Genomic DNA, 12,207 nt, shown 5'->3' with positions numbered 1-12,207 from the left:
ACAAAAATGATAAGGACAGGAATATGACAACAACAACGATTGAGCTATCTTCACTCACCCCACATCCAAGTGTGGAATATTGGTCAGTATGCAAAGTGGAAGCGCTTTTTGAAACTCCATTTCTTGATTTAATCTACCGTGCAGCACAAGTTCATCGTGAAAATTTCAATCCACAAACCATTCAGCTGTCAACACTGATGTCTATTAAAACTGGCGGTTGTCCAGAAGATTGTGGGTACTGTCCTCAATCCGCCCGTTACCAAACCGGTGTGCAAAAAGAAGAACTTTTAGATATTGAAGATATTGTGGCAAAAGCCAAAATTGCTAAAGAACGAGGTGCAGGGCGCTTCTGTATGGGCGCAGCGTGGCGAGGGCCTAAACCAAAAGATATTGAAAAAGTCTCCGCTATTATTAAAGCAGTGAAAGAACTCGGACTAGAAACTTGTGGCACATTCGGTTTATTACAAGATGGAATGGCAGAACAGCTTAAAGAAGCTGGGTTAGATTATTACAACCATAATATTGATACTGCTCCGGAACATTACAAAGAGGTCATTAGCACTCGCCGTTTTGATGATCGCATCAATACTCTCGGCAAAGTACGCAAAGCTGGCTTGAAAGTATGCTGTGGCGGTATTGTTGGAATGAATGAGACTCGTAAAGAACGTGCTGGTTTGATTGCCAATTTAGCTAATCTTGATCCACAACCAGAATCTGTCCCAATAAATCAGTTAGTCAAAGTGGAAGGCACACCAATGATGGAAGCGGAAGAATTGGATTGGACAGAATTTGTACGTACTGTTGCCGTTGCTCGCATTACAATGCCAAACAGCTATGTGCGACTTTCCGCCGGTCGTCATAAAATGCCGGAAGCAATGCAAGCACTCTGTTTTATGGCTGGTGCAAATTCCATTTTCTATGGTGACAAATTATTAGTAACTGGTAATAACGAAGAAGATCACGATCAAATGTTAATGACCAAATTGGATTTAGTACCGGAAACATTAGAGAATAAGTTAACTTCTGAGGAATAATTTCTATTTAAAGAAATCTTATTTTTATGACCCCAATTACCTTTTGGTAATTGGGTTTAATTTATTGTTTTATTTCTTAGCATCATAGTTAAAATAGTATATAAATACTTATTCAGATACATTAATAGAGTAAATCCGTCATTGCAAAAAATGATAAATCGGGACGATGGCGGCGGCGGTGGAAATATCTTCAAACTTCATTTTGGAAGCACAGAGTTGAGCGGAAGTGCGGTGTAAATTTTGTATGGTTTTTGTGTTTTTGACATAGTCAATCAACTGGTTGATTAACGGCGGTGGCAACATTCCTGTGAGGACGATAACGCGGGGATCGAGCCACGCGATGGCAGATAGCATAAGGGAATGGATTTGCTCTTGGCTGTGTGCGAGCCATTTTTGCACTTGAGGATTTTCCATTAAATTTCCTTGCAACTGAGACTCGCCGAGTGCGTCTTGCAAATATTTCCAGCTTGGGCGAGGGGCATCATAAGGGAACAATAAGCCCACTTCACCAGCATTACCGAAACCGCCGCGAATTAATTTGCCTTGCGAGATAATGCCCGCCCCAATGCCAAAATCAAGGCTGATGACCACCATATCTTCAATATCATTCCATAAACCTGAATAATATTCCCCCAGTGCCACCGTGTTAATGTTGTTCTCAATATGGCAGGGGTAGCCGAGTTTTTCGCTGAATACGTTGGCTAAGTTAGGGATATTTTGTAATAACGGAAACCAAGGGGAGGAAATGGATTGATCGGCCAATAGGTAGCCAGAAAGAGAAAAACCGATGCCGAGAATTTTTGCTTCAGCGAGAAATTTTTTGTCTAAAAGTTGCTGAAGTGCGGTGCGAATTTGTTGGCATAATTCATCAAATTGCACGCTATTGTGGTAAACATAGCGTTCATTGGCAATTTTATTGCCAATAAAATCCACGATTGCGAGCTGAAATGAGTTATCTGAAAAGGTGATGCCAATCGAGCAACAAGCATTGGGATTTAAGGTTAAATGAAAAGAAGGCGTTCCCCGTTTTTTTACCATTTTCTCCGTTTCTTTAATCAGCCCGAGAAACAACAGTTTACGGCAATACTGTGTTACCGCCCCAGGGGTTAAACCCGATAATGCGCTTAATTCTTTGCGTGAGGGGGAATATTGGCGAATGAGCCGTAGTAACAGTTTTTCGCTGGCTTTGAGATTAAAAATAGCATTGTCTTTTTTGCTTTCAGTCATTTTTTGATCACGCCTCGTTCACAGTTTGCGATGGTTCGGGAGTACGGCTTCACATTATACAAAAGCGAAGCCGTGATCGGCTATGAGTAAAGTGCGGTGTTATTTTAAGGCATTTTTTACCGCATTATAAAAATCGCCCATTTTACATAAGCCCTGTGCATTGGTTGGGCAATCTTCAAGCTGTAAGGTTATACGATTTGGCGGATTTGTTAAAGAGAGTTTTGTGCCGTTGTTTGATTAATATATTCGGCTTTAGTGAAAATCAGGTTTTGTTTGTAGATTGTGATAAGTTGAATACGATCATATAACATCCATTTATATTTAAAACTTCTAAACCAACGCCCCATCGGAACATTATCCCAACAATTTCCTCGACGACTCATACTTTGTATCAAGCCGTGTTGTTTTACACATTGCAGCAAAAGAGAAAATCAGCCGTTAATGGATGCAATTAAAACTTAACATTTCAAAGGGTTACATTTAAACTACCAACATCATTAACGCCGATAACGCCATTTGCGGCACAAGTGCTTTTGTGCGAAGCTGAACCGAAAAGGCGAACAAAGAAAATGCGTATAGCCAAATTGTGCTGGATAATCAAAGTGCGGTGAAAAATGCGTGGAAATTAAAAGAGAGAGAAAGTTTGAGCGTGGTGTTGGATAAAAACGGCAAAGTGAAGTTTGTTCACGAGGGGAAACTTTCTTCTGGACAGATTGATGAAGTATTGAGTTTAGTCAACAGTCTGTTGAAAAATCAGTAATCATTTTGAAAAAATAGCCGATTAATCGGCTATTTTCATAGAGTTAATGCGGTTTTCGGCAAGTATTTATTTTCTGTAAAAGTTGCTGAACTTCAGGATCATTAAAAATCTCTGTGATATTCTGGCTTAGTCGTCTTCGCCAGTTAGGATATTGAGTGCTTGTTCCCGGAATATTGACGGGTTCAGACATATTTAACCAATCCTCAGGCTGAAGCCCTAGCAAGGCACTGTTTACCTTGCCGACATAGGTTTGCAGTTGATGATTAAATTTTTTACTAATTGGAGAGGATAAATCTTTTGGTAGATCAGGCTCAACGCCCACCTCTATTAGACGAGCTAAAATTTTTGCTTTAGCTTCCTGACGCTGCTGTTGCAATATCGCCAAAATTTTTTCATTTGGGTAAATGCCGTAACGCTGTCCAAGTTCAAAATCATAGCCTCGCCAATAGCCATCAATGGTTGGCAGATCGTGCGTACTTAAGGTTGTCATTGCCTGATAAGGATAATCGGCTAAATCTCGGCTTTTTCCTTGTTCGTCAAACTCAAAATAAAACACTTTATAAGATAAAATCCCCGCGTTTTTGAGTTTACTCACGATGGCTTTCGGAACTGTGCCCAGATCTTCCCCGATAATAAGCGCTTTGTGGCGATGACTTTCTAGGGCAAGAATGGCGATCAAATCATCAACAGGATAACGAATATATGCCCCATCTTGTGCCTGGCCATTCTTAGGAATCCACCACAGTCGTAGCAGTGACATAATATGATCGATACGTAATGCACCACAGTGGTTCAAATTGGCTCGCACAAGATCAATAAAGGGTTGATAGGCTCGTTGCTGCAAAATATGTGGATTGAGCGGCGATAAGCCCCAGTTTTGCCCTTGTGGAGCTAAAATATCAGGCGGTGCACCAATGCTGGCTTTTAAGCAATAAAGTTGCTTATCACACCAAGTTTCTGCGCCTTGATCGGAAACGCCAACAGCAAGATCACGATAAAGCCCAATCGGCATTTTTAAGGTTTTGCAGAGTTCATTACATTCTTTGAGCTGAGTTTCCGCAATAAATTGTAACCACGCATAAAAATGAATGTTCGCTTGGTGGGTTTGCTGGAAGTGGGCGACCGTTTCGCTATGATAATCCTGATATTGCGTAGCCCAATAATTCCAACCCCATTGTTCAGGGCATTGCTCACTGAGATGTTGATGAAGTGCATCAAAAGTGGCTTGAATAATAAGGCTTTCCCCTTTTTGTTGGAGAAATTGCTCAAAATCAGCTTGGCGAGTAGAATTTGCCTGTTGTTGGAAAAAAGAGAAAGCAAGTCGTAGCCCTTTGAGTTTTAATGCCATCACTTCTGTGTAATGAATATGGCTTGCCGTGCGTAATTTTTCTAAGGTTTGCTGAATTTGTGGCTGCTGAAACCATTGCTGTGCTTCAGGATTTTGCTGAAATTCAGGTAATGTATTGAGATCAATATAAAGGATATTGAGCCATTTTCTTGATGAAGGACTGTAAGGGCTAGCACTTTCAGGATTAGCAGGAAAAAGAGCGTGAATGGGATTTAACCCAACGAAATCCGCCCCTGTCGCCGCAATGTGGCGTAGAAATTGTTTGAGATCGCCAAAATCGCCAATGCCCCAATTATGCTCAGATTTCAAGCTATATAATTGAATAAATGATCCCCATAGCTTTTTACCTTGTTCCATTTCTGGTGGTTGATAACAGCGTTTTGGGGCAACGATCAAGCGGCAAGCATAGTTTTTCGTCCCGACCTTTAAGGTTAAATTGTGATAACCCAACGGCAGATGATGAGGAAAACGCAGGGTATTACGTTTTACTTTCCCCTTGATTTCCCCTTGCTGATTTTCCAGTTGAAGCCGCCAATCGCCCTGCACATTGTGCTTGAGATCCGTGCGATGGAGCTTTAAAAAGTGCGGTGTGTTTTCATAAAGGATTTTTACTGGTGGCAACATCGCTGAATATGTCCCCGTATTTCCCGCAAATGCCTTAAATAAACGCTGCTGGGTTTGCAGGCTGGCAACTTTTTTTAGCCCTCGTTCATCGTAAAAATAAGGCAGTATGCCTGCTTGCTGAAATCGCTTGGTTGATCTGTTCATTGTGCTAACCTCTGTCTTTACGCTATTTTTTTAGCCAAATGCGTGATTGATAATCACGGATTGAACGATCCGAGCTGAATTTGCCAAGCCGTGCGGTGTTTAAAATGGCACTTTCTAACCACGCATCACGATCTAAATAAGCCTGGCCAATACGTTCCTGAGCTTTTCGATAGCTCTCAAAATCAGCGAAAACGAGGAATGGATCTCGCTCAAGCAAACTATCTAACATTAAGCTGAACGCCGTTTTATCCCCTTTGCTCGCTTTGCCTTTGGCCAAAAAATCCACCGCATTTTTTAAGACAGGATCATTGCGATAGTAAGTTTTCGGCGAATAGCCTTCTGCTAATAGTGTTTGAATACTTTCAACAGTATGTCCAAAGAGGAAAATGTGTTCTTGTCCTACCATTTCAGCAATTTCAACATTGGCTCCATCAAGGGTTCCTAAGGTTAATGCGCCATTTAATGCGAGCTTCATATTTCCTGTTCCTGAGGCTTCTTTCCCTGCCATTGATATTTGTTCGGAAATATCCGCCGCTGGGATAATTTTTTCTGCTAGCGATACACGATAATCAGGTAAAAACGCCACTTGCAGCTTATCTTTCATCTGTTTATCGTTATTGATGATCTCTGCGACATTGTTAATGGCGTGAATAATATTTTTCGCCAGATAATAGCCCGGTGCGGCTTTGCCTGAAAAAATAAATAATCTCGGAGTGTAATCTTCATTTGGATTATCTTTTAGCCATTGATATGTCGCAATAATATTGAGCAAATTCAAATGCTGGCGTTTGTATTCGTGGAAACGCTTAATTTGCACATCAAAAATCGCATCTGGATTGACTGATAAGCTAAGCGTTTGCTCAATTTCTCTGGCAAGAGCCGCTTTGTTTTGCTGTTTTATATGCCAATAAGCCTCGCGGAAGTTGACATCATCAACCACATTTTCCACTTGGTGAAGTAACTCAAGATCTTTTTTCCAATCGCCTTTGACGGTTTGATCGAGCAACTGGCTTAATGCAGGGTTGGCTTGTTGGATCCAACGTCTTGGGGTAATGCCATTGGTAACATTACAGAATTTTGTTGGGAAAAGTTGGTGATATTCTGGGAAAAGCTGACTAACCAACAAATCAGAATGAATTTGAGCAACACCATTCACCGCAAAACAGCTCACGACGCAAAGATTTGCCATTCTTACACGATAATCAAACAAAATTGCCAGTTTTTCCCATACTTTGGCATCATCGCCAAATTGTGCTTTCACTTGTTGATGGAAAAGGTGATTAATTTTTTCCACAATTTTAAAGTGACGTGGCAATAATTGTTTAAATAGGCGTTGATCCCATTGTTCTAGTGCTTCTGGCAACAAGGTGTGATTGGTGTAAGCGAAACTTTGTTGGCAAATAGACCACGCTTGTTGCCAAGTGAGTTGATGCTCATCAAGCAAAATCCGCATTAATTCAGGGATTGCAAGGGTTGGGTGCGTGTCGTTGAGCTGAATCACTTGGCGTTTCGGAAATTCTTCCAAGGTGAAGCCTTGTGCCAAGTGGCGAGAAAGAATATCCGCCACGGAGCAAGCACAATGGAAATATTGCTGCATTAAGCGTAACTGTTGTCCTGCACGATGATTATCGTTCGGGTATAGCACTTGGGTAAGTGCGGTGCTTTTTATTAAGGTTTTTTCCGCTGCGACAAATTTGCCCTCATTAAACTGGTTTAAATCAAAAGATTGTGGGCTGTCTGCTTGCCAGAGGCGTAGCGGTTGGATTACGTCATTTTGATAGCCCACAATCGGCAGATCAAAAGCTTTGCCTTCAATGGTTAATTTGGGTTGCCATTCATAGCGATCTCCCTCGATTGCCACCACTTTTCCACCAAAATGCACTTGCTGAGTTTTACTTGGATTGTAGCGATGCCAAGGATATTGATTTCTTCCCCACTCATCGCCACTTTCTACTTGTTTTCCATCTTGGAAAGCCTGTTTAAACAGCCCATATTGATAATGCAGCCCGTAGCCTGTCGCCGCTTGCCCTAGCGTTGCCATTGAATCTAAAAAGCAGGCGGCTAAGCGTCCAAGTCCGCCGTTGCCTAAAGCGGGATCTCGCTCTTGTTCCAGTACATCGACTAGTTCAATCTGATACTGGGCTAAATAGGCTTTGATCGCTTCATAATAGCCCAAATTCATCAGGTTATTCCCCGTGAGGCGACCAATGAGAAATTCCATAGAAAGATAATTGATATGGCGCGTTTCTTCAATTTTTCCTTGTGGTTTTTGCGAGGCAATCTCGAGAACGGAATGGGCAATAACCTGATACCATTGCTCAAGGGTAAATTGTTGTGGTGAGTTAAGTTCAAAAAAACGGCAGTATTTTTGTACATTATTATCAAATAACGCCATTTCATTTGTATGAGAAATAGACATAAAAACTCCTTTTAAGGCATAAATTAAACATTCTTCTTGTTTTATTATGCTCGGCAGGAGAAAAAATAAATCCTCCTTGTTATAATCTTGTCAGTATGACGAGTAGGAAGTAATTTCTTATTTGGGGGAGGAGAACTCCAAAAGACATCTTTCATCAACAAAAGGGTTATTAACAATGTTAATTCCATCAAAACTTATTTGTTCTTACCGCCTACAAAATAGCGTAACCAGAACCGCTTTATTATCCTTGCTAGAACAGGCTTCAGATTATCCTTTAGTGCTGATTACCGCTCCCGCAGGTTATGGCAAAACTACGTTGATTTCCCAATGGGCAAAGGATAAACCACATCTAGGCTGGTATTCTTTAGATGAAAGCGATAATCAAACGGAGCGGTTCGCAGGCTATTTTTGTGCGGCATTAGCGAGAGCTACCAACAACCACATTCACAATGAAGACAATCCGCCCTATTCCAATTTGTTTTCACTGTTTAATCAGTTGTTGGTCAATCTTGCTTCCTACGAACAGCCATTTTATCTGGTGATTGATGATTATCATTTAATTGAAAACGAAGAAATTCACGACGCATTAAAATATTGGATCAAACACCAACCGCCTGCAATGACGCTCATTTTGATTTCACGTTCTCAGCCGCCATTGAGCTTAGCCAGTTTAAGAGTGCAAGAACAATTATTAGAAATTAATGCCCATCAACTGCCTTTTTCTCATCAAGAAAGTATTGCATTTTTCCAATCTCGCTTAGAAGATCCCTTAACGGAACAAGAAATTACCGCACTTTGTGATGAGGTGGAGGGCTGGCCGACGGCGTTACAACTCATCAGCCTTTCTGCCAAACAGCAGAAAAGTACTTTACAAGATATTGCCAAACGCCTTTCCCATCATAGTTTTCACATCAATGATTACTTAAACGACGAAGTGCTTGCCCCTGTGGATAAAGCAACCAGACAATTTATTTTGCGTTGCTCCATTCTGCGTTCAATGAACGAAACTCTCGTGGCTGAAGTAACGGGCGAAACAGAGAGTCGATTTATTTTGGAACGGCTAGAAAAACAAGGGCTATTTTTACAGCGAATGGAAAGCGATGATAATTGGTGGCGTTTTCACCCGCTTTTTGCCTCTTTCTTAGCTCATTGTAGCCAGCGTGAGTTGGCAAATGAAATGCCCGCATTGCACCAACAAGCGGCACAAGGTTGGCTCGCTCAAGGCTATGTTACCGAAGCCCTCTACCACGCCAGCTTATTAGAAAATAAACAATTATTGTTGCAAATTTTATCACAAAACGGCTGGCAATTATTCCACCAAGGGGAGCTCAAATTATTAGAGCAAAGCCTAGAACATCTTGATGATACAGGGCTTGTCGCCTACCCTAATCTGGTGTTATTAAAAGCGTGGCTTGCCCAAAGCCAACATCGGCATAGTGAAGTAACTGGCATTTTTGCCCATTTTGAGCAACAGAACATCGATCTCAGCCCTGAAAATCAAGCGGAATTTGACGTGTTGCTCGCCCAAGTCGCCATAAATTCAGGCGATGAAAACACCGCACTTTCACTTGCCTCCAATGCATTAAATCGCCTTGCTGACAACGCCCACTATGCCAAAATTGTTGCCACCTCCATTATTGGCGAGGCGTGGCACGTTAAAGGCAATTTCGCCGATGCCATTACAATGTTACAAAAAGCGGAAAAAATGGCTCGTCAGTATCACACCTCTCACAATGTGCTGTGGACATTACTCCAACAATCGGAAATTTTGATCGCCCAAGGTTTTTTACAAGCGGGGTACGATATGCTCAATAAAGCGACGCTATTTGTGAAAGAAAACCACTTACAACAAATTCCAATGTATGAGTTTTTGCTCCGTTTGAAAGGGCAAATTTTATGGGATTGGTATGATTTGGACAAAGCCGAAGCAATGGCAACCGCTGGTATTTCTGTGTTGGATAGCGAAGAAGCAAGGCTACAATGTTTGGCGATTTTATGCAAAATTTCCATTGTACGCGGGGATTTAGACAACGCCGCCCGACTGCTAGAAAAAATTACCCAACTACAAAATGCACATCATTATCACAACGATTGGAATGCCAATGCTGATCAGGTCAAAATTGTGTTATGGCAAATGACGAACGATAACCAAGCTGCTCAAAATTGGCTAATTCAAAACCAACCACCAAGCACGGATACCAATCATTTCAGCCAAGTACAATGGCGTAATATTGCGCGGGCAAAAATGCTGATTGGCGATTATGAGGCTGCCAAAACAATTTTGGATAAATTGATCCAAACGGCGGAAAAGTTACAATTTATCAGCGACTTAAACAGAGCCTTAATTTTACGCAATCGGCTGCATTTTCTTACACATAACAAAACAGCGGCGATGGCAGATCTTCAGCTTGCTCTTGCCCTCACCAAACAAACCAACTTTATCAGTGTTTTCGTGTTGGAGGGGGAAATAATGGCACAGCAAATCCGCCAATTACTTGCCCAAAACAGCCTCGATGAATTAGTTGCTCATAAAGCTCAATTTATCTTACGCCACATCAACCAATATTATCGACATAAATTCGCTCATTTTGATGAAGAATTTGTCGCACAATTATTAAAAAATCCGCAAGTGCCAGATTTATTAAAAATCAGCCCCCTTACCCAACGGGAATGGCAAGTGCTAGGCTTAATTTATTCGGGATATAGCAACGACCAAATTTCAGATGAATTACAAGTTGCCACCACTACAATTAAAACCCATATCCGCAATTTATATCAAAAATTAGGCGTAGCAAATCGTAACGAAGCCATTCAATACACAAGGGAACTTTTGCAGTTGATGGGGTATAATTAAATTAAAAACGAAAAACGACTAAAAAAGGAAAATCAATAACAAACCTTGAAATACCACTCAAAAATGGCTATATTATGTGCTGAGGCGTAAGCTGCCATAAGTGCTATTTAATCGGGCGTAAGCTGCCATAAGTGCTACTTAATTAGGTGCAAGCTACCACAAGTGCTGAAAAAAGATGCCTAATCGGCATCTTTTTTTTGCACAGTATTTTCATTGGGGAAATGGTTATGAGTGATAGATTAAAATTATATCGTGTAACAGATCACTATCTTGATTTTTTAAGAGAAATTGAACCGAAAATTCCAGCCAATAAAGATAATGGAAAAAAGCGACCTTTTGTCGGTATAGTCCTTTCCATTAACGGTATAAAATATATTGCCCCTTTATCTTCTAAAATTTGTAAAAGTCAAAGTGATTTTAAGGTAAAAAGCAGTGGTGAACAAAAGGCAAGTATTCGCTTTGCTTATATGTTCCCCATTGTTGATAGTGCTTTAATTGAGATTGATTATACCAAAGAATTTGAGATAGATTTAAAATATACAGCGTTACTCATCAAAGAAGATTTATATATCAATCAACATAAAGCCCGCATTTACGAGATCGCAACCAAAACATATACCAATGCAATTACAAAACGTTTTGGCTTTGAGAAATTTTGTTGCAACTTTGCAAAATTAGAAGAAAAGCACAGAGATTATGAAACGCAGTAAAAATTACTTTAGTGCATTATAATCTTCTTCCCCTCCACCACTATTAGCAAAGTCAGAAATGGTTTTAACTCTCTTTAATCATATTTTACAGGCTTAAAAATCACGCCCTACAAGTGTTAAGAGCGTGATTTATCATTCAAAGTGCGGTCAGATTTTTCGCTATTTTTTTACTTTTTCTTCCCCTCAGGAATTAACCTTTTACACCGCCTGCGGTTAATCCGCCAACTAGCCAACGTTGGGCGAGTAGGAAGACGGCAGTGATAGGGATAGCGGAAAGGACGGCTGCAGCGGCAAAATCGCCCCATAAATAGTTTTGAGGATAAAGATATTGTTGCATACCCACGGCGAGGGTGTAGCTTTCCACATCACGCAAAAGTAACGAGGCGATTGGCACTTCTGTAATAGCTGCGATGAAAGATAAAATAAACACCACCGCCAAAATAGGGACAGAAAGCGGAAGTAAAATCAAGCGGAATGCCTGCCACGGGGTTGCTCCGTCTAATTCTGCAGCTTCTTCTAATGAGCCGTCGATAGTTTCAAAATAGCCTTTGATCGTCCAAACGTGCAATGCGATACCACCAAGATAGGCGAAGATCACGCCAGCGTGAGTGTTTAACCCCAGAAATGGGATATATTGCCCTAGGCGATCAAACAAGGCATATAAGGCGACAAGGGATAACACCGCAGGGAACATTTGGAAAATGAGCATTCCTTGCAATAGCGTTTTTTTGCCTTTGAATTTCATTCTGGCGAAAGCGTAAGCACAGGTGGTGGAAAGTGCGACAATTCCCACTGAAGTCAGCGTTGCCACTTTCACAGAATTCCAAAGCCAGAGTAATACAGGGAACGGCGGTGGAGTGATGCTACCATCAGAATGTACCACATCAAACCCAAGAGCGAGTTTCCAATGTTCCCACGAGATTTCGTTCGGGATAATCTCGCCGAGGGCTAAATTGCCGGGGCGTAGCGAAATGCCAACCACCATTAATAGCGGAAACATTATTAAAGCGATAAAGGCAATTAAAAATAAATGGGTTGCCCATAGGCGATAGCGTAAGGATTTTGCTTGAACAATAGCCATAATTCC

9 protein-coding genes are annotated in these 12,207 nt (G+C 41.1%); 4 read left to right on the top strand and 5 right to left on the bottom strand.

All coding sequences use genetic code 11. From position 1 onward, the window contains the following. The first annotated feature begins 23 nt into the window (after positions 1–23). Entirely contained in the window at positions 24–1,034 is a 1,011-nt protein-coding gene (bioB, locus tag P375_RS03535; RefSeq protein ID WP_039134438.1) for a biotin synthase BioB, read from the top strand. A gap of 138 nt (positions 1,035–1,172) precedes the next feature. On the opposite strand, the gene P375_RS03530 is transcribed toward bioB, so the two are convergent. Both P375_RS03530 and P375_RS12105 read right to left on the bottom strand, forming a co-directional pair. Beyond that, positions 1,173–2,261 (bottom strand): ROK family protein, encoded by a 1,089-nt coding sequence (locus tag P375_RS03530; protein WP_039134436.1) that lies wholly within the window; start codon positions 2,259–2,261, stop codon positions 1,173–1,175. A 209-nt stretch (positions 2,262–2,470) separates the two neighbouring features. Next, complete coding sequence (locus tag P375_RS12105; protein ID WP_167333060.1) at positions 2,471–2,644, bottom strand: hypothetical protein; 174 nt, start codon at positions 2,642–2,644, stop codon at positions 2,471–2,473. 203 nt (positions 2,645–2,847) lie between these two features. Here P375_RS12105 and P375_RS12100 point away from each other — a divergent pair, with 203 nt between their 5' ends. Next, the gene (locus P375_RS12100) at positions 2,848–3,021 is read left to right on the top strand and encodes a YtfJ family protein (protein WP_230588054.1); all 174 of its coding nucleotides are present in this window, start codon (positions 2,848–2,850) and stop codon (positions 3,019–3,021) included. Positions 3,022–3,064: 43 nt separating this feature from the next. On the opposite strand, the gene malQ is transcribed toward P375_RS12100, so the two are convergent. Next, a complete protein-coding gene (gene malQ, locus P375_RS03520; protein ID WP_039134433.1) occupies positions 3,065–5,137 on the bottom strand; it encodes a 4-alpha-glucanotransferase in 2,073 nt (690 codons plus the stop codon). Positions 5,138–5,159: 22 nt separating this feature from the next. Then, positions 5,160–7,556, bottom strand: a complete 2,397-nt coding sequence (gene glgP / locus P375_RS03515; protein WP_039134430.1) for a glycogen/starch/alpha-glucan family phosphorylase — start codon at positions 7,554–7,556, stop codon at positions 5,160–5,162. A gap of 175 nt (positions 7,557–7,731) precedes the next feature. Between glgP and malT the strand changes: the two genes are divergently transcribed. Continuing rightward, positions 7,732–10,410, top strand: coding sequence for an HTH-type transcriptional regulator MalT (gene malT, locus P375_RS03510; RefSeq protein ID WP_039134427.1), 2,679 nt, complete (start codon positions 7,732–7,734; stop codon positions 10,408–10,410). A 227-nt stretch (positions 10,411–10,637) separates the two neighbouring features. Next, complete coding sequence (locus tag P375_RS03505) at positions 10,638–11,120, top strand: type III toxin-antitoxin system ToxN/AbiQ family toxin (protein WP_017806059.1); 483 nt, start codon at positions 10,638–10,640, stop codon at positions 11,118–11,120. Between the two features lie 190 nt (positions 11,121–11,310). Here the strand turns inward: P375_RS03505 and malG are convergent, their stop codons facing one another. Further along, positions 11,311–12,201 (bottom strand): maltose ABC transporter permease MalG, encoded by an 891-nt coding sequence (gene malG, locus P375_RS03500; protein WP_039093719.1) that lies wholly within the window; start codon positions 12,199–12,201, stop codon positions 11,311–11,313. Positions 12,202–12,207 lie beyond the last annotated feature (6 nt).

Source organism: Gallibacterium genomosp. 2 (genome assembly GCF_000771895.1).
Taxonomy (GTDB): Bacteria; Pseudomonadota; Gammaproteobacteria; order Enterobacterales; family Pasteurellaceae; genus Gallibacterium.
The sequence above is the reverse complement of the archived record's forward strand: the minus strand, read 5'-3'. Positions and strand labels throughout refer to the sequence as shown.